Source organism: Hyphobacterium sp. CCMP332, from assembly GCF_014323565.1.
Classification (GTDB): Bacteria; Pseudomonadota; Alphaproteobacteria; order Caulobacterales; family Maricaulaceae; genus Hyphobacterium.
Genome location: NZ_CP058669.1, coordinates 666,151 through 690,411, shown reverse-complemented (window position 1 = coordinate 690,411; position 24,261 = coordinate 666,151). Strand labels below are relative to the sequence as shown.

At 58.7% G+C, this 24,261-nt stretch carries 24 protein-coding genes and 2 tRNA genes; 8 read left to right on the top strand and 18 right to left on the bottom strand.

Going from position 1 to position 24,261, the window contains the following annotated elements:
- The first annotated feature begins 181 nt into the window (after window positions 1-181).
- A complete protein-coding gene (locus HXX25_RS03535) occupies window positions 182-1,423 on the top strand; it encodes a hypothetical protein (protein WP_187167138.1) in 1,242 nt (413 codons plus the stop codon).
- A gap of 2 nt (window positions 1,424-1,425) precedes the next feature.
- Here HXX25_RS03535 and HXX25_RS03530 read toward each other — a convergent pair whose 3' ends face one another.
- From HXX25_RS03530 to HXX25_RS03515, 4 genes are read right to left on the bottom strand one after another with little or no spacing between them, the layout of a single operon-like run.
- The gene (locus HXX25_RS03530) at window positions 1,426-2,400 is read right to left on the bottom strand and encodes an NADPH:quinone oxidoreductase family protein (protein ID WP_187167137.1); all 975 of its coding nucleotides are present in this window, start codon (window positions 2,398-2,400) and stop codon (window positions 1,426-1,428) included.
- Complete coding sequence (locus HXX25_RS03525; RefSeq protein WP_187167136.1) at window positions 2,400-3,728, bottom strand: TAXI family TRAP transporter solute-binding subunit; 1,329 nt, start codon at window positions 3,726-3,728, stop codon at window positions 2,400-2,402. Before HXX25_RS03525 ends, HXX25_RS03530 begins: the two co-directional genes overlap by 1 nt.
- Window positions 3,721-5,004, bottom strand: coding sequence for a hypothetical protein (locus tag HXX25_RS03520; protein ID WP_187167135.1), 1,284 nt, complete (start codon window positions 5,002-5,004; stop codon window positions 3,721-3,723). The genes HXX25_RS03525 and HXX25_RS03520 overlap by 8 nt, the downstream gene beginning before the upstream one ends.
- 19 nt (window positions 5,005-5,023) lie before the next feature.
- A complete protein-coding gene (locus tag HXX25_RS03515; RefSeq protein ID WP_187167134.1) occupies window positions 5,024-6,469 on the bottom strand; it encodes an MBOAT family protein in 1,446 nt (481 codons plus the stop codon).
- Between the two features lie 143 nt (window positions 6,470-6,612).
- Between HXX25_RS03515 and HXX25_RS03510 the strand changes: the two genes are divergently transcribed.
- Both HXX25_RS03510 and HXX25_RS03505 read left to right on the top strand, forming a co-directional pair.
- Window positions 6,613-7,170 (top strand): DUF5655 domain-containing protein, encoded by a 558-nt coding sequence (locus tag HXX25_RS03510; protein WP_187167133.1) that lies wholly within the window; start codon window positions 6,613-6,615, stop codon window positions 7,168-7,170.
- Window positions 7,171-7,271: 101 nt separating this feature from the next.
- On the top strand, window positions 7,272-7,634 hold the full coding sequence (locus HXX25_RS03505) for a hypothetical protein (RefSeq protein WP_187167132.1): 363 nt from the start codon (window positions 7,272-7,274) through the stop codon (window positions 7,632-7,634).
- Window positions 7,635-7,648: 14 nt separating this feature from the next.
- Here HXX25_RS03505 and HXX25_RS03500 read toward each other — a convergent pair.
- The 8 genes from HXX25_RS03500 to murA all read right to left on the bottom strand — a co-directional run bounded on the left by HXX25_RS03500 (window position 7,649) and on the right by murA (window position 12,179).
- Window positions 7,649-7,724: transfer RNA gene (locus HXX25_RS03500), tRNA-Phe, on the bottom strand.
- An 89-nt stretch (window positions 7,725-7,813) separates the two neighbouring features.
- Window positions 7,814-7,984 (bottom strand): DNA gyrase inhibitor YacG, encoded by a 171-nt coding sequence (locus HXX25_RS03495; RefSeq protein ID WP_187167131.1) that lies wholly within the window; start codon window positions 7,982-7,984, stop codon window positions 7,814-7,816.
- A complete protein-coding gene (locus tag HXX25_RS03490) occupies window positions 7,981-9,057 on the bottom strand; it encodes a ribonuclease E/G (RefSeq protein ID WP_187167130.1) in 1,077 nt (358 codons plus the stop codon). The genes HXX25_RS03495 and HXX25_RS03490 overlap by 4 nt, the downstream gene beginning before the upstream one ends.
- Entirely contained in the window at window positions 9,054-9,638 is a 585-nt protein-coding gene (locus tag HXX25_RS03485) for a nucleoside triphosphate pyrophosphatase (protein WP_187167129.1), read from the bottom strand. The genes HXX25_RS03490 and HXX25_RS03485 overlap by 4 nt, the downstream gene beginning before the upstream one ends.
- Window positions 9,639-9,658: 20 nt before the next feature.
- Window positions 9,659-9,877, bottom strand: coding sequence for a translation initiation factor IF-1 (infA, locus tag HXX25_RS03480; protein WP_019961978.1), 219 nt, complete (start codon window positions 9,875-9,877; stop codon window positions 9,659-9,661).
- Between the two features lie 119 nt (window positions 9,878-9,996).
- Complete coding sequence (locus tag HXX25_RS03475) at window positions 9,997-10,473, bottom strand: UPF0262 family protein (RefSeq protein ID WP_187167128.1); 477 nt, start codon at window positions 10,471-10,473, stop codon at window positions 9,997-9,999.
- Window positions 10,473-10,910 carry a DUF2948 family protein gene (locus HXX25_RS03470; protein WP_187167127.1) on the bottom strand — a complete coding sequence of 146 codons (438 nt, stop codon included), beginning with the start codon at window positions 10,908-10,910 and terminating at the stop codon, window positions 10,473-10,475. The genes HXX25_RS03475 and HXX25_RS03470 overlap by 1 nt, the downstream gene beginning before the upstream one ends.
- Window positions 10,911-10,919: 9 nt before the next feature.
- Window positions 10,920-12,179, bottom strand: a complete 1,260-nt coding sequence (murA, locus tag HXX25_RS03465) for a UDP-N-acetylglucosamine 1-carboxyvinyltransferase (RefSeq protein WP_187167126.1) — start codon at window positions 12,177-12,179, stop codon at window positions 10,920-10,922.
- A 283-nt stretch (window positions 12,180-12,462) separates the two neighbouring features.
- On the opposite strand from murA, the gene HXX25_RS03460 reads away from it, so the two are divergent.
- A tRNA-Thr gene (locus HXX25_RS03460) sits at window positions 12,463-12,537 on the top strand.
- A 5-nt stretch (window positions 12,538-12,542) separates the two neighbouring features.
- Window positions 12,543-13,559 carry a prolyl aminopeptidase gene (gene pip / locus HXX25_RS03455; RefSeq protein WP_187167125.1) on the top strand — a complete coding sequence of 339 codons (1,017 nt, stop codon included), beginning with the start codon at window positions 12,543-12,545 and terminating at the stop codon, window positions 13,557-13,559.
- On the opposite strand, the gene HXX25_RS03450 is transcribed toward pip, so the two are convergent.
- From HXX25_RS03450 to HXX25_RS03440, 3 genes are read right to left on the bottom strand one after another with little or no spacing between them, the layout of a single operon-like run.
- A complete protein-coding gene (locus HXX25_RS03450; RefSeq protein ID WP_187167124.1) occupies window positions 13,556-14,059 on the bottom strand; it encodes a hypothetical protein in 504 nt (167 codons plus the stop codon). The two genes, pip and HXX25_RS03450, sit on opposite strands and share 4 nt — an antisense overlap.
- Before the next feature lie 4 nt (window positions 14,060-14,063).
- Entirely contained in the window at window positions 14,064-14,258 is a 195-nt protein-coding gene (locus tag HXX25_RS03445) for a hypothetical protein (RefSeq protein ID WP_187167123.1), read from the bottom strand.
- Between the two features lie 10 nt (window positions 14,259-14,268).
- Complete coding sequence (locus tag HXX25_RS03440) at window positions 14,269-15,909, bottom strand: DUF2793 domain-containing protein (protein WP_187167122.1); 1,641 nt, start codon at window positions 15,907-15,909, stop codon at window positions 14,269-14,271.
- A 150-nt stretch (window positions 15,910-16,059) separates the two neighbouring features.
- Between HXX25_RS03440 and HXX25_RS03435 the strand changes: the two genes are divergently transcribed.
- From HXX25_RS03435 to HXX25_RS03425, 3 genes are read left to right on the top strand one after another with little or no spacing between them, the layout of a single operon-like run.
- Window positions 16,060-17,412 (top strand): methylmalonyl-CoA mutase family protein, encoded by a 1,353-nt coding sequence (locus HXX25_RS03435; RefSeq protein ID WP_187167121.1) that lies wholly within the window; start codon window positions 16,060-16,062, stop codon window positions 17,410-17,412.
- On the top strand, window positions 17,409-19,541 hold the full coding sequence (gene scpA / locus HXX25_RS03430) for a methylmalonyl-CoA mutase (RefSeq protein WP_187167120.1): 2,133 nt from the start codon (window positions 17,409-17,411) through the stop codon (window positions 19,539-19,541). The genes HXX25_RS03435 and scpA overlap by 4 nt, the downstream gene beginning before the upstream one ends.
- An 11-nt stretch (window positions 19,542-19,552) precedes the next feature.
- Entirely contained in the window at window positions 19,553-20,023 is a 471-nt protein-coding gene (locus HXX25_RS03425) for a hypothetical protein (protein WP_187167119.1), read from the top strand.
- Here HXX25_RS03425 and HXX25_RS03420 read toward each other — a convergent pair.
- The 3 genes from HXX25_RS03420 to HXX25_RS03410 form a co-directional block, all read right to left on the bottom strand.
- Window positions 20,020-20,520, bottom strand: a complete 501-nt coding sequence (locus HXX25_RS03420; protein WP_187167118.1) for a helix-hairpin-helix domain-containing protein — start codon at window positions 20,518-20,520, stop codon at window positions 20,020-20,022. The two genes, HXX25_RS03425 and HXX25_RS03420, sit on opposite strands and share 4 nt — an antisense overlap.
- On the bottom strand, window positions 20,521-21,558 hold the full coding sequence (locus HXX25_RS03415) for an OmpA family protein (RefSeq protein WP_187167117.1): 1,038 nt from the start codon (window positions 21,556-21,558) through the stop codon (window positions 20,521-20,523).
- Window positions 21,559-21,681: 123 nt separating this feature from the next.
- Window positions 21,682-24,207, bottom strand: coding sequence for a TonB-dependent receptor (locus HXX25_RS03410; RefSeq protein ID WP_187167116.1), 2,526 nt, complete (start codon window positions 24,205-24,207; stop codon window positions 21,682-21,684).
- Window positions 24,208-24,261 lie beyond the last annotated feature (54 nt).

The following is a 24,261-nucleotide window of genomic DNA, read 5'->3' as shown; positions in this document are numbered from 1 at the left end:
TAGTAGGAGACTGATTTGCCAAAAACCGGAATCTTATCCACGCCGGGCGCAGGCCCTGCGCCGTCCGGTCCAGACCCGGCCCGACGGCAAACCCGTCCGGCGGGAGGACTCGCATGAGGGGAATCCCGATTACAATCCCCGCGCACATGCGCCATAGTCCGTCCCGACAGGAGGTGACAGCGTGATCAAGGCGATTATGGGACTTTTCAGGCGATCGGGCGGCGGTATGGCGGCGGCGGGCAAACGCGCCGCGCAGGCCAGCGCGGTGAAAGCGGCCGGCACGCATGCCCCCGGTGCGCATGCGGAAGTATCCGAAGATGCCCGCGATGTTGAAAAGGCGCTGTTCTTCAAAAGCTTTCCGCGCCCGAAAATCATCGCTCTGCGCGCCTCCGAAGTCGATCACGAGGCGGCGCAAGCCTATGCCGAGAAAGCCCGGCGTTTCTTTGCCCACCCGATCAATCTCTTCAATCAGAGCAATGTCTTCTACGAGGAATCGGAAGCGGGATATATCGAGTCCATCTATGGAAACGAGGCGAAAAGCTCGGCACTCTCCGGCGAGGAAGATGCGCCGAACGAGAAGCTGAAAACCATCGAGGAGGAAGACCGCTATTATGTCGGCACGCTGACGCGGATGCGGCATACGACGAACCAGAATACGGCGACCTATTTCCTGTGGCTGCTGACCGCCGGCATGGTGCTGGGCTTTGCGCCGTTTTTTGCCGCCTTCATCGACCATGCGCGCGGGCGCGATGTGTTTGCCGGCCTGCAGATCTTTCAGGATCAATGGATGCTGCTCAGCCTGATCGGGCCGATCCTGGGCTTCGGCTTTGCGACCTTTTCCTATTATGTCAGCTACAAGAACCAGCAGATCCGTAACACGCAGAATTTCAACGGCTATATCGAAACGCGGCTGAACCGGATCAATACGATCCGCGCCGATGCGCTGAAGGAATCCGCCAATGCGGAGAAGGAAAAGTCCAACGAGGCCGAAGTGCTGACCTCGGCGGTCGACTGGATGCTCTGCTATCACTGGATGATCTGGCGGTCCTTCCTGAACGAGCAGGGAATCCGCAACATATTGTTCCAGATCCGGCGCAATACCGATCTCTACAAATGGGGCAGTTTTCTCATTCTGCTGGCCGCCAATGCCGGCTTTGTCGCGGCCAGTTTCTCCTTCGGTCTGGAATGGCCGGAAGCGCTGACGATTTCGATTGCGGCGACAGTCTGGTTTACCGTCCTGCCCTATTTCTACATCTTCCATATCTGCGCCGACCCGGCCTCACTGGTGGAGCGGAAAATGTATGCGAGCGAATGGGCGCGCTTTCACACCTCGGGGATCGACAAGGGGCTGGAGGATCAGATCCGGCGCGATAAGGGAGAGATCCTCCATTATCGCAACCGGTTGAAAAACGAGAGCTTCTAGCTTCAGGCGGTGAGAACGACCTTGCCCTTGACGCGGCGCTCCATCAGATCGTCGAAGGCCTTGGTGACGTCTTCAAGCGGGTAGCTGGCCGACACCATGGGCTTGATCTGGCCCTTGGCATAAAGCGCGAAGAGCTCCGCCATATTCTTCCCGTTCTCCTTCGGGAATTGCCCGGCCCAGGCGCCCCAGAAAACCCCGCGGATATCGCGGCTGTTCAGGAGAGCGAGGTTCAGGGGCATCTTCGGAATATCCCCGGCGGCAAATCCGACCACCAGGAAGCGCCCGCCCCAGCCGAGGCCGCGCATGGCCGGTTCCGAGAAGGGTCCGCCCACGGCGTCATAAACCACATCCGCGCCCTTGCCGCCGGTCAGCTCCTTGAGGCGGGCTTTCAGATCTTCGCTTTCATAATCAATCAGCTCGTCCGCGCCCGCCTGTTTCGCCGCCGCCAGCTTGTCCTCACCGCGCGCGCAGGCAATGACGCGCGCGCCATACGCCTTGCCCAGCTGACAGGCCGCCGTGCCGACACCCCCGCCCGCGCCCAGCACGACCAGCGTTTCGCCCTCTTTCAACTCGGCGCGCTGTTTGAGCGCATGGATCGTGGTGGCGTAAGTCGTGATCAGCGCAGCGGCTTCGTCAAACGGCATGGCATCCGGGATCGGCGCGGCCTGCACCGCTGCCGTGGCCACCTTTTCAGCAAAGCCGTTGAGCAGGGTTGCCGCAACCACGCGATCGCCAACCCTGAAGCCCTGCACGCCCTCACCAATGGCCGAAACCGTGCCCGAGACTTCGCCGCCGGGAATGAAAGGCAGCGGAGGTTTCATCTGGTATTTGCCTTCTACCAGAAGGATATCGGGGAAATTCACACCGGCCGCCTTCACATCAATCACGATGTGTCCGGCCTCGGCAACCGGGTCGTCGACGTCCTCGACGGTGAGTTGCTGGTAGGGCGCAAATTCCTTGCAAACAACGGCTTTCATCAAGTCTCTCTCTTTGCTTTCGCTTCATTCCAAATCAATTGCTCAACATAGACGATATGGGTCTGAAGCACATAGACTTCGTCAAAAAAGGTCCAGGGGACATTCATTTTCCGCACGTCAGATTGCAGCGTGGAAAGTTGCGCGAGCAGGCCGGGATAATCCGGGGTTTCACCCTCCCGGAAAACGCTCTGTTCCAGAAGGCGCAGATCCCGGTAATAGCGCTTAATCCGGCGATGAATTTGCCACAGATAGATGGGCGGCGCGGATTTGAACAAGGGGAATAACAGGGTGACGACCGGTATGGCCAGTATCCAGATCCGGTCCACCAGATTGGCCGCCCAGAATGGCAAGTAGCGCTGGAGAAAGGCGGGGCCGCCGCGGTCAAAATAACGCTCAGCTTCATTCGAGAGATCGAAAGTAACCAGATGGCGGTTCGGAAACTCTGCCGGCGCCGACAAGACCGTTCCACCCTGGAAATCTTCATGCATGGCCTGCAAGATCAGGGATTGAATGGCGGGATGCAAATCCGCCTGAACCACTGTCACCGCAGCCGCCGCGATGAGATGAACATCCTGTTCCGGAATGTTTGTGGCCGGGTCAAGAACGCCCTCATGAAGCGTCACGGTCGACAGATAGGGCAAGAGCCGAACATAGGCGGGCCCGCGTTCCATCTGCATGACGGAGATAGCCGGGTCAGCGACAAGATCGCGGATATAGGCGCGATCCGGCGATGTCATGAATGCCGCCACATCGGCATTTCCTGTGCGGAGAGCGGCCGCCGCGGCGCTGCCGGCTTCTTCAACCCAGATAGCGTCATCAACGCCGTTCAGCTCAAACAGTGCGGATAACAAAACCCGCGTCCCCGAGCCGACATCGCCGGCCGCTATCCGCATGCCTGCCAGGTCGCGAATGTCGCCGACAGGGTTTCCGGCTGCGGTGAAAACCCATAGCGGCTCGTAAAACAGCGCTCCAAGGGATTCGAGCCGTCCCATCGGGGCAAGTTCGGCACCGACGCCGCCCTGAACGATGGCAACATCCGCGGTGCGGGCCATCAAACGATTGATATTCTCTGCAGAGCCCGCGGTGGGAACAAGTTCGACCGTGACGCCCTCGCTTTCAAGAAAGGAGGCGATCCGACGCCCGGCCGCATCATATGCACCGCCTGGCGCGCCTGTGGCGAGCGTAATGGAGCGCGGTGGTGCCGGGTCGATCGACAGCGCCACCCAAACAAGGATGACCGTGATCACGACAGAGACGAGTGATCCGCCGGACCACATCACTTTTTCGGTCAGGCTCAGATTTTTCCAACGCGCTATCAGGCTATTCATTTGTCTCCCGGCTCAAGCTTCCCCGCGCTTCTATACGCGAGACGCGGCGCTCAAGGGAATTGAAATCATCCCGGTTGAGGAAAACATGGGGCCGTTCTTCGATACGCGGGGGATCGGCATCCATGGCGTCGTACTGCTCCGTCACCCAACCGGCCCATTCGTCATTTTCGAGCCATTCGGAGCGCCGCGCCGCGACATCGGCCCAATGCTGCTCAACATTGTCCACGGTGATGCGGGCACCAAATTGTTCTGGACGGACCGGTGCTTGCGTCATCTCCCCCGACAATCGATCCAGAATGGTGAGGCCCAATACAGGCCGATAGTGGGAGGGTTCATAATACCAGGGATTGAGGGGGTCGCCGGAATGGGCCGGCGGTGCGCTTTGCGAGACTTCGGAGAAGCCTGCAAAATCCCAGACTTCCAGCCCTTCGCCGGGAAAGCAAGGAGACCGGGAGGGCGATGGGTTGCGCGCTGCAGCAAGCGCAACAAGATCGCGTCTCAGCTGAAGCTCGATATCGTCAATCCCGGTTCGCCATCGCGCTTCTTCGATGCGCGAATGAATGGGGTGAATGAAGACACGCACCTGAATGCCGCGCGCCAGCAAGGCGTCTATGCCGCGGAAAACGAATTCGGGGCGTTCCGGATCGTAAACAAAGCCGCGATAGCTGCGATAGCGCTTTGCCAGTTCGGTATCGAAACGTTCGCGGGAGTTTTCCGGCGCATAAGCCGTTTCCCAGTCGACGTCCGAACCGCCGGTCGCATTATCGATCACGGTCTGCAACGCACGGGCAAAGGCATCCAGCGAAAGCGATGTCTGGATATGGGATTGGAGTTGCGAACCACCCGCCAGTGGCGTCAGCCAGTAGGTCGAATCTGCACGCGGATAGTCGCCGAATTCGCGAAGGTCGAGGCCGATGATGGCGCAGTCGACGTTCTCGTTCCCGGCGGCGAGAACAGCCGCATTGGCTAATTCGAACGCGTTTGTCCCGCCCATGGCCATATTCTCGAAACCACCCGGCCAATCGGAAATTTCGTGCGGAAAACCGTCATGCGAGCGCGACGAGCCAAACAGCAATGTTCCCGCCTGTGTTTCGACCAGTCCGTGTCCGACAGCGACGCGGTATCCATCGGCATGGGCCCGCGTCCGGCGCTCGTTAACCCCGGGAATCTCGCTCCATGCATTCACATGATAAGGGTCGACGATAAAGGTGAAACCACCAAACAGGATCAACCATGCCGCCAGTGTCAGAACCAGACGCACAGCATATCCCTTCATCGTCAGGGGCGGTTTCGATCTAGAAGTTGTAATAGATAAACTCCGCAGTGTTCCAGGCGTTGACGATGGACAGGAAGAGCAGAAAAGCGAGCGTTCCGGATATCCATGGACGGGTCGTGAAGCGCAGACCCTTTTGCGGCACCAGTCCGGCCGTTTTGATGGTCACATCATCGAACCATTTGATAAAAACCGACGCAGTGTCCGGCAATCCCCAGATAATTGCGAGGCCGACAGCAATGGCGATGAAAGGCTCATCACCGACACCCGGCCCAATGCCGTTCAGTCCCGCCATGCCCTGCAGCATTTCGATGGCTGCGGGGAATGATGTTGCGCGGAAGAAAACCCAGGCGATAACGACAAACACGAAGGTGAAAACCACCGACACCCAGGGCGCTGACGGCAAGAGGCCATTGGGCCGCACCTTGTTGAGCCAGTTGCACCATCCCAGTGCGAGCCCGTGCAGCGCGCCCCAGAAAACGAATGTCCAGGCCGCACCATGCCAGAGCCCGCCCAGCAACATGACGACCGCCAGATTGATCGCGCGCCGGGCCTGACCATGCCGGTTTCCGCCCAGCGGAATGTAGAGATAATCGCGCAGGAATTGAGACAGCGTAATGTGCCAGCGGCGCCAGAAATCAATGATCGACCGCGCGCGGTAAGGCGCATTGAAATTGATCGGCAGCTTGTACCCAAACATCCGCGCCAGTCCGATGGCCATGTCGGAGTAGCCGGAAAAATCAAAGAATATCTGGAAGGTATAGCACAGTGCACCGGTCCAGGCCTCCAACAGGCCGACCTCATCCCCCCTCGCCGCGGCACCAAAAGCGCTGGCCGCAAAGGGTTCGAAATTATCCGCGAGCAATACCTTTTTGGAAATGCCGATTGTAAAAATCGACAGACCTATGCCGATATTCGCCGCCCAGTCATCGACGCGGTCCTTGTCTTCATATTGCGGCGCGATCTGGTCATGCCGGACGATTGGCCCCGCGATCAGTTGCGGAAAAAACGCCACAAATAATCCATGCCCCAGCCAGCCTGAGGGTTGGCTTTCCCGGCGGGCAACATCCACCAGAAAACTGATTTGCTGGAAGGTGAAAAAGGAAATCGCCAGCGGCAGGGCAAAGCCGGGGAGCGGAAAATCGGTTCCGGCAACGGCATTGATGTTGCCCAGAAAGAAGTCCGCGTATTTGAACAGGCCGATACTCGCGAGATTCAGCACGACGCCAATGGCGAGCCATGGCTGCGAACCGTGCCGGGCGATTGTCAGCCCCAGTATGTGATTGACGATTATCGACCCCAGCAGGAGCGGCAGATAGCGGATATCCCACCACGCATAGAAGACGAAGCTGGCAATGGTGAGCGCCACCAGCGCGGCATGGTGCGCCACCCAGCGGCGCAGCACATAATAAATGCCAAGAGTGGCGGGCAGAAAAAGAAACAGGAATTCAAAGGAATTGAAAAGCATTCATCCGCCCCGCGCGCGAACGCAAATAGACTGCGCTTCACCGCAAGGGTCAATTGATGGTGGCAGACGACGGCGCAACGAAAACACTTTCCCGATTGCCGGTCACAGGGCATCCTCACCGGCAAGTAATCGGGGAGATTTTCATGAGCGTTCTGGATCAGGCCGCAGAAACACAAGTGTCAAACATCGAAGCCAAAACCGGAAAAACACGGGATCAACTCTCGAAAGAGATTCTGGATCTCGGTCTTTCCAAGCATGGCGAGATGGTCAGCTGGGTAAAGAGCAATTGGGGCCTGGGTCATGGCGATGCCAATACAATTGTTCACGTTGCTAGGCGATCTGTTGAAGATGCCCCTGCAACAAGCGATCCTCTGGACGACATCTATATCGGCTCGAAAGCGCACCAACGCGCCATTCATGACTCGCTGATGGCGCATATCAACGGGTTTGGTGCATTCGAGACGGCGCCGAAAAAGGGATATGTAGCGCTGCGTCGGAAGAAGCAATTTGCCATGCTCGGGCCAAAAACAAAGGACCGGTTCGAACTCGGGATTAATCTGAAGGCCGACGCATCTCACCCCCTGATGGCGCCGGTGAAACCCGGTGGCATGTGTCAGTACATCATCTCATTGCATTCCGCCGACGAAATCGATGATGACATCGTCGCTATTGCCCAACGCGCATACGACGCGGCCGGGTAGCGGCCGTATGAACGAGAAGGCTCTCGCGATTTCAGCCGACATTCAGCTTGCCAGACCGATGTTGGAAAGGTGAAACTGACCTACACACGGGGAGACTTGCCATGCTGTTTCGTTTTCTGATCACCATCGGTTCCATGCTGGGCTTCGTTACCGGCGGGCTGGACCTGCTTGAACGCTTCGGCGTCCCCGTCAATCAATGGCTGTCGGGGCTCCCGGATATCATTTCAGGCCTGTTTTTCCGCTTCGGGTTTTTCGTGGACGAAACCGCCGTCGCGGTTTTTGGCGCACCGGAGCCGGAAATGACCGTTCGGAGCCAATCTGTCGAAAGCGGCGAAATCGATGGCCTTTCCGCAGCCAGCCCGATGATGAGCGGATCGCCAGATCAATCGTTGTGGATCTCCGGCGCGTTTACTCTGATCATGCTCTTTATTCTGCTCGTCGCGATGCGGCGAACCGGGAGATGATTTTAAGAAATAAATGGTGCCCGGGGACAGAATTGAACTGCCGACACGCGGATTTTCAATCCGCTGCTCTACCAACTGAGCTACCCGGGCGTTCGACGGCCTTCGTGTAAAAGGCCTTCGGAGAGGCGGGTTTATAGGCGGCAGATTGCAGCCTGTCCACGCCCTCTTGCGTTGAAAGATCAGTCTTCTGCAGAGGGGTCGAATGCGTCTGCAGGCGCTGGCTCGCCCGGTATGGCGTAATCATCCGCCAGCCAATGGCCAAGATCGGCATCCGCACAACGTTTCGAGCAGAAGGGCAGCCATTTGGCCTCTGCCGGCTTTTTGCATATCGGACACTTCACCCTGGTCATTTTACCGCGACAACCTCCGCATAATCCCTGGCGACGTCCTGCCGCGATTCGAGCGAGAAGCGAGGGCCGATACGGTCGGCCAAAGCTGCACGCCAATCGATGTTTCCGGCTTCGAGCCAGTCCGCAATGGGCGGAGACGCTCGCAAAACCAGTCTGGCCGCACGATTACTCTGCGCTTCCGCTTCCAGCATCCGCAACGCTTTCAACGCCAGCGTTTCGTCTGACTCGCACCCGTTTTCAGAATTGAGGACCTCCGTCACTGACCGCCCGGTTCGCTGACGCACCAGCTCGATCAATCCGAAATGCGACATGGGCAGGACATCGACTCGCGCGGCATCGTGTTTCAGGGCTCGCTTCAAGGCCACTTCGACAGCCTTGCGGTCAGGCTGGGCGCGCAAATGCAGGCAATCAATCACGACATTGCCGCCAATGCCGCGCAAGCGGACCTGCCGGGCAATCTCGGCCATAGCTGCCAGATTGAGATCCAGCGCCAGCTTTCGCCCGGCATTTGCCGTTCGGCCGGCACTGTCGATGTCGATCGCGGTCAGCGCGGATGTCGGCTCGATGACCAGAGCGCCGCCGCCCGGAACGGGCACTCTGATGGTGGTCGCCGACTCAATCGCCGCGGAAATATCAACGCCGGCTTCGTCCGCCCAGATGGCGTCGGCTTCCGGAAAGCGGCGCAGCAAGCGCTCGGCGAGATTGGCATCCGCCTCCAACAGGCAAGGCGCCTCACCGCTGGCCTCGACATCAGCCAGGGCCAGTGTCGGTCCCTTTTCGCTGAACGCCTCGCGCGCGACCCTTACCGCGATCGCGGCGCCTTCGTGCAGACCGGCGGGGCGTCCCGCCTTGCCGAACGGAAGAAATCCCGGCTCTCCGCGTCCCAGATCGACAAAGGCCGCATTGAGCGCGCCGTCCACTTTCCGCACGCGGCCCAGATAGAGCTCGCCCGAAAAGGCACGACGGCCCTGTTCGCTCCAGCGATCGAAATGCAATTCGACAATCTGTCCATTCTCGATCACGGCCGCGCGGGTTTCACCGACCCATTCCTCGACGGCGATCTGGCGGTTCATGATCTCAGTACCGGATAACCAAAACCGCGGAGCATGTTGGCGGTTTCGTATAGCGGCAGACCCATTACGCCTGAATACGACCCGGCAAGACGCATGACAAAGGCTTCGGCCATACCCTGTATGGCATAGCCGCCGGCCTTGCCCTTCCACTCGCCGCTGGCGATATAGGCGTTCACGTCTTCGGACGAAAGTCGCTTGAACGAAACCCGGGTTTCGACAAGCCGCGACGCTGTGCGGCCATCCGGGGCGATCAGCGCAACGCCGGTCCAGACGCGGTGATTGCGCCCGGAAAGCAATTCCAGACATGCGCGCGCGCTATTTTCGTCCTCTGTCTTGGGAAGAATGCGGCGGCCAACGCCGACAACGGTGTCCGATCCCAATATGAGCGCCGTCTCGTCCGGAAACGCGCCAGCCTTGGACAGCGCCAGGCGCTCAGCCATTTGTCGCGGAGTTTCTCCGGGAATTTCGGATTCATCGATATCAGCAGGCCGGATTTCGTCCGGCTCGACGCCGATGCGGCGCAGGAGCTCCAAACGCCGAGGTGACGCGCTGGCAAGGACAAGGCGCAAGGGCTCAGTCATGCCAACAACACGTCCGGGAGTTACTTGAAGCGATAGGTGATCCGGCCTTTGGTCAGATCATACGGCGTCATCTCGACAAGCACCTTGTCGCCCGCCAGAACGCGAATACGGTTCTTGCGCATCTTGCCCGCCGTGTGGGCAATGATCTCGTGGTCGTTTTCCAGTTTCACGCGGAAGGTGGCATTCGGAAGCAATTCCGTCACCTCACCGGGAAACTCCAATAGTTCTTCTTTCGCCATGGGCTCCTCATCTGGCGGTGAATCGACGCTCAGCCATATCACAAATGGCCCAGCGGCGCGGTATATAGACGTGGGCACCGTAACAAGTCGAGCCCAAATCCTGTTAATTCATGAGGTGATCAGTTGCTGCCGGCGCGATGGTGCAGAGCCCCGATCAGCGTGAACAGGCGGCGAGCCGTTTCAAAATCAACATCGATTTTACCAACGAAGCGTTCACGCAGAAGTTCGGCACCCTCATTATGAACACCGCGGCGTCCCATATCGATCGCCTCTATCTGCGCCAGAGACGAATCCCGCACCGCCTCATGATAGCTTTCGCAAATCATGAAATAATCCTTGAATATTCCCCGAAATGGTCCGAGCGAAAACATGAAGGCGTGAACCGGATCCCCGCCTTCGGTTTTGACCTCAATCGCGAGTTTGCCGTCATCAATCGACAGATTGACGGCATACGGCCCATGGTTTTCGCCTTCCGGGGAAAAGAAGTTTGAATCGAGCAGGTCCGATATCGCCACGCGCCGCTCACGATCCGCCGTGGTGTCGCCACCCGGCAGACCCAGCAATTCAATCGAGACAATATGCTCCGTCGCGCTCATTAGCCGGCCTCATGCTTCGGGCGGCTTTTCGCGGGCCAGGGCTCGGCGATATCCACGAGCAAGGAGTCGATGCATTCGACATCCAGCCGCAATTCGCCGCCGCCGGAGAAGGCAAACAGGATTGCGCCGCCAGGAGTCTCGCCCGGCTCGAACGTCAATGAAAGCAGAGACACAATCGCCTCGGGCGCATCCTGTTTCAGCCGCTTGGACTGCACCTTCAAGATGCCGGAAACGTCCAGCGCCGAACGCGTTCGCCAGCCTTGCGTGCCCCTGCCGTCTTCCCAGCGGAAGCGGTTGAAAACAGCAGTAAACCGGCGCGCCTTCCGATCGAATCTGAAATCACCCAGCTGCGCCACTGCATCCTGAAGGGCTGCCGAAATGACCGACAGGTCATCCACATCTTCCGCTGCAAGCCTGATTGGTTGGCGTCGTGCCACAGCCCGGTCCTATTCCTTTACCCGTTCGATATCTGCGCCACAGCCGGCCAGCTTGGCTTCCAGATTCTCGAATCCCCGATCCAGATGATAGACTCGCCCGATCGTGGTTTCACCTGCGGCAACCAGTCCCGCTATGACCAACGACACCGATGCCCGCAAATCCGTTGCCATGACCGGTGCCCCGCGAAGTTCGCTAACGCCGGTGACGATAGCCTCATTGCCACGCAAGTCGATCTTCGCGCCCATACGCATCAGTTCGGGTGCGTGCATGAACCGGTTTTCAAAAATCGTCTCACGGATCACAGATCGTCCATCAGCCACGCACATGGCCGCCATGAACTGGGCCTGCTCATCAGTCGGAAAGCCCGGATATGGCCGGGTTTCCATATCCGTTGCCGTCAGCCGCTCGCCACTGGCCTTCACGCGCACGCCCTCGATCTCCTGGCTTAGCGTCGCGCCTGCTGCACTCATGCGGTCCCAAAGTGCCGTATTGTGTTTCCAGACAGCATCTCGCAGCAGCACATCGCCGCCCGCTGTTGCAACTGCCAGCGCATAAGTTCCGGTCTCGATGCGATCGGGCACGACCGCATGCTCAGCGCCGTGCAGGCGATCAACGCCCTGAATGGTGATGGTCGAACTTCCCGCACCGGACACCCTGGCGCCCATGGCATTCAGGCAATCGGCGATATCCTGTATTTCCGGCTCCCGGGCCGCATTCTCAAGGACTGTATCGCCCTTCGCCAGAACGGCCGCGAGCATGGCGTGTTCGGTTGCACCGACAGATACAAAAGGAAAAACGATTTGTGCGCCAATCAAGCCCTTCTTGGCTTTGGCTTCGACGTAACCATCGGCCAGTTCGATCGTTGCCCCCAGCGCTTCCAGCGCTTTCAGATGAAGATCGACAGGCCGCGCACCAATTGCGCAACCGCCCGGCAGGGATACGCGCGCTTCTCCATTCCGGGCCAATAATGGTCCGAGGACATTAAAACTCGCGCGCATTTTCCGGACGAGGTCATAGGGCGCTTCCGCGCTGGCCAATCTTTCAGTGTGCAGACCCATGCTTGCCGCATCGCGTTCGACCGTCGCGCCGAGGTGAGTCAGGAGGCCCGAAAGAAACCGTGTATCAGCGAGATCCGGCATACGCTTCAGGGTCAGCTTTTCATCGGTCAGCAATGTCGCAACCATCAACTTCAGCGCCGAATTTTTGGCACCGGAAATGACGACTTCGCCCCGCAAGAGATTGCCGCCGCGCACCTTTATTGCATCCATGAAAACCTGCCTTCGAGAAAACCTGATGCCAATTCAAATGCGGCCGATGGCCATTTCAAGGCGACTTCGCAGCTTTCGCTGCGGCTTTGCGACGACGGAGGTTTTTCCGAAGCGCCTCTGCGAGGCGATCTTCACGTTGCGTCTTCGGCGCGGGCGACCTGGGTCCTTCGCCTGTCGGATCTTTGATGCTCATGAGTCCTGATGTGACCCCGCTGCACCTTCTCGTCAAGCCGGACTTGGCGAGCGCGACAGCATAGGTTATACGCCGCGATCCATGGCTTTGGCCGCAGTAGCTCAGTGGTAGAGCGCATCATTGGTAATGATGAGGTCGGGAGTTCAATTCTCCCTTGCGGCACCATTCTTATGATCCTTTTTGATGACATCACCCCATTCGAGACCGGCTATCACCCGACAGGTGACGGGCACGAATTGTATTGGGAACGGTGCGGAAAACGCGGCGGTGTTCCGCTCGTCTTCCTGCACGGCGGCCCAGGATCCGGCTGCACACCCGCACACCGGCGCTATTTTGACCCGGATGTTTTCGATGTTGTGCTGTTTGACCAACGCGGATGTGGGCGCTCGAAGCCGCTCTTCTCTCTGGATGGAAATGCGACGCAACACCAGATTGCGGATATCGAATCGCTGAGACGCTCATTCGGTTTCGACAAATGGATCGTGGTGGGACCGTCCTGGGGCTCCACCCTTACCCTGGCCTATGCGCAAACCCACCCGGAAGCCGTTTCCGGCGTCCTGGTAGAAGGTGTGTTTCTGGCCTCGGATTCCGAGCTTGCATGGTGGCACACCCGCCCCGGCGCGCCGAACCTCTTTCCGGATGCGTTCGAAACCTTCATCGCACAGGCTGAGGTTCCCGAAAAAGGCAATATTCGAGCTTTCTTTCAATCCGCATGTGATTCCATGCAGACTGAAATCGAGAGCGGGATGCCTCTTCTGAAGCGCGTCACCGACCCCGACACAACACTCGATGATCTGCGGCAGTCCCTGCTCTATCGCTGGACCGAGTATGAAGACCGCATTTCGTGGCTGGACGCCTCACCGCAGCATGTCCGCGAAGGCCTTTCTGCAAGGGGGGCCGATTTCGTGGCCTCTCACTCGCTGATCGAGGCGCACTATTTTGCAAACGGGTGTTTTCTGGAACCTGACCAATTGATCCGGGAGGCTCATCGCCTCGCCGATATACCCGTGGAAATCGTCCAGAGCCGTTATGATATCGTATGCCCGCTCGACGCCGCATATCGCCTCAAGGATGCCTGCCCGCACGCCCGGTTGACGATGATCACCCAGAACGGCCACGCCATGACAGACGCCGTTTACCCCGCATTATTGGCGGCCCTGGCAAGGCTGGCAAAAGCTGCTGCCTAGGGACGCGGTAACGGGCGCGCCCGGTCGCCGAACCACCACAAGGTTGCGGCGCTGGCCGTGAAGGCAATATTGGCAATGAAGTAACCGACAAATTCAGCTTCCACTTCATCGGCAATGAAATGATCTGCCGTGCCATTCATGACTGCGAAAAACACGATCAGATAGAGCAGCCAGAGAAGCGGTGTCAGAATCGGGCGAACAAGCGCGCGAACGGCAGACACCCACGCATAACCGGACTCCAGGGCCGCATCGCCACGCAGGCTCTCTTCCAACGCCTCGAAACGCGCGGTCTGCAGCGCAGTCGCGCGTTCACTATCGGCGGCGGAAGCCGCATTTCGCGCCCGCATTTCCTCCAGTTGCAATTCATGTGTCCAGCGTTGGCGTTCCTGACCCAGCTCGACACGGCGTTCAAAATAACCGGTGACCCGTCCCAGGGCTGTCCCCAGTGTCCCGAGCAGGCCGCCCGAAAGGGCAGATGCACTCAATTCGGCAATATCCATATGTCTATTCCTCCTCGCTCAGGGGCTCAAGAATGATGACGGGCTCGATGGCGGGCAGGCCGGATACCGGATCCGCCGGACGGCCATCGCACAACAGTCGATATTCAGCATTGTCTGTTGAAGCCGGAATGAAGCGAATGTCAGAGCCGTCCGTGACCCGGACGACATCTCTCGCCGCCGATTCAAATCGGAATTCCATCTTTCAACTCCTAGAGTTCGGCATTGGCCGTGGCATGGGCGCGAGCGAGCACCAGGCCGGAATGCGGGGCGGACTGAAAACTTGCCGTGTTTGACGAGATGGCAAGCGGTGTGCCGGCCAGGTCCGTTCCGGCGGCATCGATTTTTCCGCTTGCCGCTGTTGCGGGTGAGTAAAGCGTGAGAGATGGACTCCCGCGCATTTCGACCGGAAATCGCCAGTCAAAGATCGCGGTTGCCGACGGACCGCTCGTTGCCCCCGCAAGGCTGCCAGCCTCAGACGCGCTGCCGGGATCCGTGCCCTGCGGCCATGTCTTGACAAAATAGCGCTGACAAAGGCGCAGATTTTCGGCCTCGCTCAGCCGTTCAAAGCGGCTGGCAATCGGCCCGCATTCCAGCTGTACGTCAGCAATATCAATGTCGACCGATGTTTCGCCGCCCAGAAGATAGAATTCGAGGCTGAGATAGTGGCCCGCGCCGAGAGTCTTGCCCGTCAGGCTGGTGACGGCGACCGGGACTTCGAACCTCGTCCAGTCTGTGGTCAGGGCAATGGAATCCTGGGCGATCTGATCCGTCGTGGACCCGCCGGATCCGAAATTGCGGCGCAGCCGCGAAATCATGGCAACGCTGCGGGATGCCCGCGCATAAAAGCTCAATGTGGCATCGCCGACCGGAAGCGAGCGCGCATTCTCGATGCGCTGTTCGATCCACGGATTCCCGCTGGCCGTCCCGGTCAGGGCCCAGCGCATGAAATGCGCTGGCGCGCCGGGAATATCGGTCTGTCCGAGCGTGAAGTCCTCTTGCGATATGTCTGCGGCCATGCCGCCGCCCGATACGAAAAGCCAACGGTCCAGTGTACAGGTTCCGGCTGCCGGGCTGTTAAAACTCAACCCGCGTTGCGCGATCGAAAAGTCGCCATTGATAATCAGATTGCGGCGTTGGCCGGGTGCGGTTCCGTTGATCGCCGCCACGCTCAGGCCTTCGCTGGCCGGGACTGATACGCGCGTCGGCGAGATGTGCAGCAATTCGAACCAGTTCGTTCCGTCCGCGCTCATTTTCAGCAGGAGATCGTCGTCTCCAATCAGGCCCAGTTCCGCGCGACCGGAAAACCCGCTCTGAAAGAGCAGCGACAGGACATCGGCTTCGCTTTCCTTGTTCAGCGTGTATCGAAGGTCGCCCGTTCCGCCCTCGCCCGCTGTCCTGGCCGTCCAGAGTGAGGCATTGAGTTTGGCTGAAAAGGGATTGGCCGCGTCTGCAGTCGTGCCAATGCCCAGCAGGTCGAGATTCTGGAGGCTGTCAAACGTTGCCGCCACATCGCCCCATGCCGATCCGTCGAAAAAGCCGAATCTGGCCTCATCGCTGATCCAGACCATCAGCCCCTCGAATGCCGGGATTTCCGACCATTCACCATCCCGAAACGCTGCGAGGTTTTGCTCTGCCATCAATGACCAGTGTTCGCCCGAACGGGCCGGGGTCAGAATGTAGAGCTCGCCTTCACCGGGGCTGGCGGGTTGTTCGTCGGTCACACGACTTTGCACGCAAGCCTGCACAAGAGAATCCAGAATACGAAAACTCTCATTCACCGTGACATGTTTCTGGGCCTGAGCGGCCATTACGTAATCAAGCCCCAAACGCGGGGATGTTTCAGTGGTCATGTGCCGCAAAGCTCCTTAATCCGGCTTGCAGGCTAGACGCTGGCGAGGTCGGTGCGGATAAGCATTCATGCTATCCATGCCCTTGCGGCTTGACCTTGAGCCGGGCTCACGCCTTTTTCTTGCCAAGACAACGGCCAGCAGGAATTTTTGATGACCGAAACGCTCCACGCCCTCATTGATGGATTACAACCCGCCCAGACGGATGACTGGCGCGCTTTGGCAGACAAGGCGCTTCGCGGAGCAGATTTTGAGACAACACTTGTTCGCAAGACGGAGGACGGAGTTAAACGGGGGCCGGTGTTTTTCAGCGCTGAACGCACCGGAAATGCCGCTCCGCAGCGAGCGGATGCCTTTCTTCCGTGGCAGATCCGGCAAGGTTTCACGGAGGCCGAACCATTGAGCGCCAACAAGGCGATTCTTGCCGATTTGTTGGGCGGCGTTTCGCAAATCGGCTTGCACATCGATCCCGAAGGCGCGTGCGGCGTCGCAATGGGCAAGGCAAGCGATCTCGCAAAGGTGTTGGACGGCGTCGACACATCCATCGCACCGGTCTTTCTGGAACCGGGGCATGATTTCGATGCTGAAGGGTTTGCAGCATGGATGAGGGAGGCGGGCGCGTCCGTAGCCGGATTGGCTCTTGATGCGGCCGACCCGCGTTTGGCAGCACTGGCCAAAGCCCATCCGTCATTCGTCATTGCCAGTGTGGACGCCCGCGCCATTCACGAAACGGGCGGCACCGAGGTTCAGGAGCTGGCCTTGGCCGCCGCCGGGTATGCCGAGGCCATGGGAGCGCTGATTGAAGCCGGCGTTTCGCCGAAGCAGGCTTCCGCTCAAATCGAGGTCATAGTGGCTGCCGATGCCGACATTCATCTGACGCTCTCGAAGATCCGGGCCGGATATCTGGTTACGCGAAATATTCTTGAAGCCTACGGCGCGGAGGATGGCGCACCCCGGATGCGCGCGGTGACGTCCGGCCGCATGATGACGCGGCGCGACCCGTGGACGAATATGATCCGGACATCAGCGGCGGGCTTTGCGGCTGCGGCGGCTGGTGTTTCCGCGCTTACCATCCTGCCGGCCACCTATGCGCTCGGACGCCCGGACAGGCTGGCACGGCGCGCCGCTCGCAATCTGCAAATCCTATTGCAGGAAGAAGCTCATATCGGGGCGGTTGCCGACCCGGCGGCCGGCGCTTTCCTGCATGAACACCTGACGCAGGCCTTGGCTGAACAAGCCTGGCGTCAGTTCCAGAGCATTGAGAGCGATGGTGGGTACAGTGCCCTTTCCGGGGACAGCGCTTTTACCCGAGACGTCATTGCGGCGCGGCAGGCCTTGCAGAAACAATATGAAAGCGGCGATCGTGTCCTGTTCGGAATCAATCGATTTGCCGCACCGGATTTGCGTGAAATGAAGTTCGAAACCGGCCAATTGCCGCCCTCGAGCCTGCCCCTGTTTCCAGCCATACGCCTTGAAGATGCAGCCTTGGCAGGAGCAAACTCATGAGCCATCGCATCGACTTCAGCCGCCGGGATTTTCATCCTGTTGCCAGCTCTTCTGCCGGTGACACGGCACCCTGGCGCTCGCCCGAGCATATCGACATCAAGTCCAGCTACTCGGCCAATGACAGTGATGAGCGCCTTCGCCAGACCGTTCCGGGCGCTGCGCCCTTCATTCGCGGGCCCTACCCGACCATGTTCCTGCAGCGTGCCTGGACCATTCGCCAATATGCCGGTTTCTCGACGGCGAAAGATTCCAATGCGTTCTACCGGCGAAATCTGGCGGCAGGTCAAAAAGGCTTGTCAGTCGCATTCGACCTGGCGACCCATCGTGGTTATGACAGCGATCATCCGCGCGTGGCCGGCGATGTCGGCATGGCGGGTGTCGCAATCGATTCCATCTACGACATGCGGGAATTATTCGACGGCATACCGCTCGACGAGATGAGTGTCTCGATGACAATGAATGGCGCGGTCCTGCCAATTCTGGCGCTCTATATCGCCGCCGCCGAAGAACAGGGCGTGAAGCCGGAACAGCTTTCAGGGACAATCCAGAACGATATCCTGAAGGAATTCATGGTCCGGAATACCTACATCTATCCGCCCAAGCCATCGATGCGGATCATTTCGGACATTTTCGCCTACACGGCTGAAAACATGCCGAAATTCAATTCCATTTCGATTTCCGGTTACCATATGCAGGAAGCTGGTGCGCCAGCGGATATTGAACTCGCCTACACGATTGCCGATGGTCTGGAATATATCAAAACCGGTGTCGAGGCCGGACTCGATGTGGACCGTTTTGCGCCCCGCCTGTCATTCTTTTTCGGCATTGGCATGAATGTCTTCATGGAAATCGCCAAACTTCGAGCGGCCCGTCTGCTGTGGGCCGGCCTGGTGCAGGAGCGGTTCTCGCCCAAGTCGGACAAGTCAATCTGCCTCAGAACCCATTGCCAGACATCCGGCTGGTCCCTGACGGCACAGGATGTATTCAACAATATCGGCCGCACGGCGCTGGAAGCGATCGCCGCGATTGACGGGCATACACAGTCCTTGCACACAAATTCGCTGGATGAAGCGCTTGCTTTGCCGACCGACTTTTCGGCACGCATCGCACGAAACACGCAGCTGGCGCTGGCCGAGGAAAGCCGCCTCGTCGACTCTATCGATCCTTGGGGCGGGTCCTATTATGTCGAAAGCCTGACGCAGGATCTTGCCGCGCGAGCCCTAGAGCATATCCGCGAAATCGACGCGCTGGGCGGCATGGCGAATGCAATCGCCGAAGGAACCCCCAAACTGCGGATTGAGGAAGCGGCCGCGCGAACCCAGGCCCGGATTGATAGTGGTCAGCAGACGATTGTCGGGATCAATAAGTTCATTCTTGATGGAGACGAGGATGTGCCGGTTCTGAAGGTCGATAATTACCAGGTCCGAAAAGAACAGGAAGAAAAGCTCAAACGTCTCAAGGCCGAGCGTGATTACGCTGCCGTTGAAGCAAAACTGGCGGCGCTAACGCATGCGGCGTCTGAGGGTGGCAATCTCCTCGCGCTTTGCGTCGAGGCGGCCCGCGCCAAGGCTACCGTTGGCGAAATGTCGGCTGCGATGGAGCGCGTCTTCAATCGCCATGAGGCTGAGATCAAAGTCATCAAGGGCGTCTATGCGGAAGAAGCCGGCAAGGATCCGAAGGTGGCCTCGGCACTCAAGGCTGCTGCTGATTTTGAAGCCCGCACCGGACGCAAGCCGAAAATCCTGATCGCAAAGCTCGGTCAGGATGGCCACGATCGCGGCCAGAAAGTCGTCGCTTCGGCCTTTGCCGATATGGGATGGGAGGTCATCATTGGCCCGCTCTTCCAAACGCCGGAAGAAGCTGCTGAGCTCGCGGATGAAGAGAATGTCCATGCCGCTGCGATGTCATCGCTGGCAGCAGGTCATTTGACACTTCTGCCGGAATTGCGGAATGCCTTGCGTGATCGCGGGCGCGAGGACATGCTGGTGGTCGTTGGCGGTGTCATCCCGCCCGATGACGAACCGGTTTTACGCCAGATGGGCGCTGCCGCGGTTTTCCCGCCGGGCACCGTCATTGCCGACAGCGCTCTGAATTTGCTTGAGCGTATGGAGGTCGCGGTCAAGGCTTGAGGAGGTATCGGATGCGCAGTTTCATAATTATCGGATTATTCGCCGGCTTAACGTCTTGCGCCTCTGCACCAACCACCTATGCGCCTTCCGCTGGGTCCAACCGCGGATACTCCGAACGGCAGATCGAGTCGGATCGCTTTCGAATCCGGTTTGATGGCGGATCGGATGTCAGCTTTGAAGAACTGGAAGACCTGGCATTGCTCCGCGCCGCGGAACTGACGCTGGAGCGGGGCGGCGACTGGTTCGAAATTGTCTCCCGGTCCAGCGATGGTGATGATGATCGGCCCGTGCGCGTAGGCGGCTCTGTTGGCCAGACGTTTGGATCACGGCGCTATTCGGGATCAAGCGTGGGCCTTGGCATCCAGTTTGCCCCCGGTGCCGGTGACAAGACGATCTTCCTGGAGATTCTGATCCGGTCCGGTCCGAGGCCAGACCTTCCCGATGCCTATGATGCGCGGCAAATTGTCCAACGTCTCGGCTAGGCGATTTTCGCCTTTGCCTGCCCCACCCAATCGTCCCGTTCAATCCGCCCACGCGCCGTGAGCGCCTCGTCCCATTTGGCGATATCGGATTTGGTCCAGGCTGCGATCTGCTCGAAAGAGGTGACACCGCCGGCATTCAACGCCTCAGCGGCTTTCGGTCCCAGACCTTTCAGCTCGGTCAAATCACTGGCCTCAACTGTTCTGGAAGGCGTCTTGGCACGGGCTGCGGCTTTTGTTTTTGCGGGTTTGGCCATCGGCTTTGAATCGGCAGATTCCGGCTTTGCTGACGACTGGCTGGCCTCAAGTGCGGCCTGATGGCGCGCGGCCACACTGGACAGACTGTCATTCTCGCGCTGCAAGCGGCCGATCTCGTCCCTCGCGGCTTGCAGGGCCTTTCCGGCTTCGCCGGAGGCCGACCACAGGCGCCAGCCCAGCCCCAGACCCATCAGAAAGGCAAGGATCAGGAAAAACCACATTTGCCAGATTAACCAGAGCATTCAGCTTTCTCCTTCACCGTCCAGAACGATCCGGACAAGTTGATCCTGATCCGCGCTGACAAGAGCGGTGACACGATTTTCGTCTATACCAAAGGTCATCAATACATTGCGCACAGCTTCGGCCCGCGACCGCGCCAGTATTTCTGCATCGCTATTTCCGCTGACGACGGGGCGCACGCTGACCCCCAATGTGCCAGAGGGGCATTGGGCAAAAACGGCTGAGACGTGTTCGAGGACAACGTGTGCGCCAGGTGACAAGGACGCACTTCCCGGGTTGAATCTCAAACGTCCCATGGCAAAGGCGGCATCGAGCAGCATTTCGCAATTGCGCGCGGAGTTGATGCCCCCAAGCACTTCATCATCTGTTAATATGAGTGCAACCGGTTGAATTGCGCCCGCAATATTCTCGATCGATTCCAGAATTTGCCGGGCATTATCACTGCTTGAGGATACGCCATAAAGTACGGCAGAATCGGAATCCAGGATAACCACCCCACGCTCCAACGCCTCAAGGGCCGTGAGCAAGGTCATGGCCGAATCCAGCCAGTTGTCAGGGTTGCTATTGCCGGACCGGGCCGCGAGTCGCGGTTCGATTCGTCCGCGGAATAGCGGCCTCACCTGTTCGATCAATCCGGTCCTGGCAGCATCGCCGGGCGCTATGCCAGACAGCGTTACGCCGTCCGAATTGAACACCGCAATAATCCGGCTTTCGGCCTCGCCGGGCTGTGCAATGCTGTTGTCGACAATGCGCGTAATACCACCGGCAAGCCATCCGCCCGACCATTCCGAGGACCATAGCGCTTCAATGGCTGCATTGTGTTCGCTATCATTCGGCCAGCGGCCGGAAAGGGTCGCGACCTGCCCGTCCACCGAAACACTCGCCCAGCGAAAACGCCGGTCCGACAAAGCGTCTTCCGCAGCCGATTGCAGGCGTGTTTCCAGTTGCCGTGGTGCGATCGGACTGAATACCGACGTATATACCGAAAAGGCCAGAAAGACGGCCAATCCAATCAATAATGTGCGGCGTTCCGATGACATTCAGCACTCACTTCCCGACAACATCATAACTCAAAATACGCGTTTCCACAGGATCGGTGATTCTATCGCAATAAAAAAGGGCCGGAGCATGGCTCCGGCCCTCATTTCTAAAAGCCAGGCCGTCTAGCGGCGAGCACGGAGCGTGACGCCCCACATGCGCGGCTGGCCGAGGAAGGCATTGAACGATCCCGGCTGGAACGGACCGTCAAAACCAACCTGGATGTAGTCCTCATCGAAAAGGTTGTTGGCAAACAGTTCGAGTGCCCAGCTCTGATCATCAGCGCCAATACCCACACGCGCATTAAAGACAGAGTAGCCTTCCTGGATTTTCTCAGGATCAAGGTCAGAGCCGGTATTCTGCTCGGACATGTAGCGGCCGCTCAGGTGCGCCAGCCATTCCATGCCATCGCCGAACGGGCGGACATAGCTGATTGATGCGGAAGTGTACCATTCCGGTGCCAGCGAGAAGTTCTGGCCCGACAGGCGGTCAACATCCGGCGTGCCGGTCGGGGCGAACGAATTATACGTGGCATCGGCATAGGTGATGCCACCCTGAATGGTCAGGCCCTGCACTTCTTCCGGGAACCAGAGCAGTTCGAGCTCTGCACCCTGAGTGACCGCCCCTTGGTTCAAAGAGGTCACAAAGAAAGCCAGTCCGTTGAACGTATTCAGCTGGAAGGATTCAAAGTCAGAGTGGAAGAGGTAAAGGTTCGCCAACAGCGTGTCGTTGAACCCTTCGGTTTTGAAACCGATTTCGAACGAGTTCACGATCTCCGGATCGAACTGAGCCGGATAAGGGCTCGTGCCAGCCAGAACATTGGTGAAGTTCACCGCGTTCGAACCCGCCTGCGTGAAGCGGTCGAGGTTGAATCCGCCAGCCTTATAGCCACGCGAATACGTTCCGTACATCAGGAAGTCTTCGTTGAAGCGATGCGATAGTGACACAAGCCCCGTGAACTCGTCTTCCGACAGCGATTCATTGAAGTTGATATTCGAATAGACATCCCGTGCGCTCGGCAAGCATGTAAACGTGCCGAACTGGATGAGGCCGGCGACAGACACCTGAGATGCTTGCGAGAAGCCGGCGAGGATTGCCTGGTTCTGTGCGGTCGAGAAATCGAGCGCTTCACCAAAGACGGTTTCCCAGACATCACACGCTGGCGCATTGCCCGGCGAGAATTGTGCTGTCGCGTCTTTCTCGGTCGAGTTCCAGCGAAGTCCGAACGTAAGATCGGTATTCTCCGTCAGTGCGAACGTGTTGTGGGTGAAGATGCCGAAAGTCTGGCCATCCTGCTCATACCGGTCACCACCGCTATTCGCACTTCCTGCCGGGAATCCCTGACCGGGTGCCAGAGGCGTGTAGCCCGGAATGAAGGCACCGCCGAGACCATTCGCCAGTGTTGTCACCAGGACAGGGTCGCCGCCACCGATGAGGCCGAGATAGGCTTCAAAGTCGGATCCGTACTGGATGGCATCACGACGAACGAGATCTTCGGTCGAGAAGAATGCGCCAACCATCCAGTCAAGATTCTCGCGTTGCCCCTGGGCACGAAGCTCGAATGTCGAGTTCCCGAATTCGAAGGAGTTCAGGGACGGATCGCGATAGACGATATCCGCACCTGTAAAGTCCGTATCCTGACCGGTAACGATCTCATAATCGCGGGTCGAACCAATCGCTGTCAGCGAGAAGTTTTCAAACTCATATTCATACTGGAACTGGAAGCCGCCATCTTCAATGTCCTGCGTGGTGTCGCGGTTGGACTGAATGACACGGCTGAATGGGTCTTCCGAACCTGGAAGCGGACGGCCACCCGGCTGCAATGCGTTCACAGCGGCGGCTGTCGGACCCGATACAATGCTCGGCGCACCGCAACAATTCTCGTCCCGGCTGGTAAAATCGCCTTGCAGGGTCAACTCACCACGATCGCCGATATTGAACAGCAACTGACCGCGAATGGTGTAGAAGTCCTGATTGTTGTCTTCGTTGATAGTGCGAGGACCGCCAAAGGTCTGAACAGATTGGAAACCATCGCGTTCGCCGCGCGCAGCGTAGATCCGGAAAGCCGCCTGATCTTCCGCAATCGGACCGGTTACGCTACCCGAAATCCGGAAGCCATCTGCGCCGCCGGTCAGATAGGTCGCTTCAGCATTCGCGCCGAATTCGAATTCGGGACCCGCGGTTACGATGTTGATGATACCCGCCGACGTGTTGGCGCCGAACAACGTACCTTGCGGACCGCGAAGAACTTCAATGCGCTCGATTTCGCCGAGATCGCCGAAGCTGACCCCGTTCCGGGCGCGCGGGACACCATCGATCACGATACCCACAGATGATTCCAGGCCCGGGTTATCCCCCACCGTGCCAACGCCGCGGATACGAGCGGTCGTGGAATATTCACTGGAAGTCGACGTGATGTTCAAACCCGGCGCGATCACTGCCAGATCGCGAATGTCGCGAATGCCGGCATTTTGAAGCAGTTCAGCTGTGTAAGCTGTCACGGCAACGGGCACATCCTGAATGCCCTGCTCGCGTTTCTGGGCCGTGACGGTGATGACGTCGACCGTCTGACGCTCCTGAGCAAAAGCTGGCGCGGTAAACGCCGCGGCGGATACGGCAGCCATAAGAGCTGCGCGGCTAATCATTTTCATTCTGTTTCTCCCGGTCCTGGACTTGCCAGTTGTGCTTATCTCGGCATTTTTGCC

Bases quoted from the DNA above. Each gene is read 5' to 3' on its own strand.
- HXX25_RS03530 (WP_187167137.1), bottom strand. From the start codon at position 2,400: ATGAAAGCCGTTGTTTGCAAGGAATTTGCGCCCTACCAGCAACTCACC.
- HXX25_RS03525 (WP_187167136.1), bottom strand. From the start codon at position 3,728: ATGAATAGCCTGATAGCGCGTTGGAAAAATCTGAGCCTGACCGAAAAA.
- HXX25_RS03520 (WP_187167135.1), bottom strand. From the start codon at position 5,004: ATGAAGGGATATGCTGTGCGTCTGGTTCTGACACTGGCGGCATGGTTG.
- HXX25_RS03515 (WP_187167134.1), bottom strand. From the start codon at position 6,469: ATGCTTTTCAATTCCTTTGAATTCCTGTTTCTTTTTCTGCCCGCCACT.
- HXX25_RS03510 (WP_187167133.1), top strand. From the start codon at position 6,613: ATGAGCGTTCTGGATCAGGCCGCAGAAACACAAGTGTCAAACATCGAA.
- HXX25_RS03505 (WP_187167132.1), top strand. From the start codon at position 7,272: ATGCTGTTTCGTTTTCTGATCACCATCGGTTCCATGCTGGGCTTCGTT.
- HXX25_RS03495 (WP_187167131.1), bottom strand. From the start codon at position 7,984: ATGACCAGGGTGAAGTGTCCGATATGCAAAAAGCCGGCAGAGGCCAAA.
- HXX25_RS03490 (WP_187167130.1), bottom strand. From the start codon at position 9,057: ATGAACCGCCAGATCGCCGTCGAGGAATGGGTCGGTGAAACCCGCGCG.
- HXX25_RS03485 (WP_187167129.1), bottom strand. From the start codon at position 9,638: ATGACTGAGCCCTTGCGCCTTGTCCTTGCCAGCGCGTCACCTCGGCGT.
- infA (WP_019961978.1), bottom strand. From the start codon at position 9,877: ATGGCGAAAGAAGAACTATTGGAGTTTCCCGGTGAGGTGACGGAATTG.
- HXX25_RS03475 (WP_187167128.1), bottom strand. From the start codon at position 10,473: ATGAGCGCGACGGAGCATATTGTCTCGATTGAATTGCTGGGTCTGCCG.
- murA (WP_187167126.1), bottom strand. From the start codon at position 12,179: ATGGATGCAATAAAGGTGCGCGGCGGCAATCTCTTGCGGGGCGAAGTC.
- pip (WP_187167125.1), top strand. From the start codon at position 12,543: ATGATCCTTTTTGATGACATCACCCCATTCGAGACCGGCTATCACCCG.
- HXX25_RS03450 (WP_187167124.1), bottom strand. From the start codon at position 14,059: ATGGATATTGCCGAATTGAGTGCATCTGCCCTTTCGGGCGGCCTGCTC.
- HXX25_RS03445 (WP_187167123.1), bottom strand. From the start codon at position 14,258: ATGGAATTCCGATTTGAATCGGCGGCGAGAGATGTCGTCCGGGTCACG.
- HXX25_RS03440 (WP_187167122.1), bottom strand. From the start codon at position 15,909: ATGACCACTGAAACATCCCCGCGTTTGGGGCTTGATTACGTAATGGCC.
- HXX25_RS03435 (WP_187167121.1), top strand. From the start codon at position 16,060: ATGACCGAAACGCTCCACGCCCTCATTGATGGATTACAACCCGCCCAG.
- scpA (WP_187167120.1), top strand. From the start codon at position 17,409: ATGAGCCATCGCATCGACTTCAGCCGCCGGGATTTTCATCCTGTTGCC.
- HXX25_RS03425 (WP_187167119.1), top strand. From the start codon at position 19,553: ATGCGCAGTTTCATAATTATCGGATTATTCGCCGGCTTAACGTCTTGC.
- HXX25_RS03420 (WP_187167118.1), bottom strand. From the start codon at position 20,520: ATGCTCTGGTTAATCTGGCAAATGTGGTTTTTCCTGATCCTTGCCTTT.
- HXX25_RS03415 (WP_187167117.1), bottom strand. From the start codon at position 21,558: ATGTCATCGGAACGCCGCACATTATTGATTGGATTGGCCGTCTTTCTG.
- HXX25_RS03410 (WP_187167116.1), bottom strand. From the start codon at position 24,207: ATGAAAATGATTAGCCGCGCAGCTCTTATGGCTGCCGTATCCGCCGCG.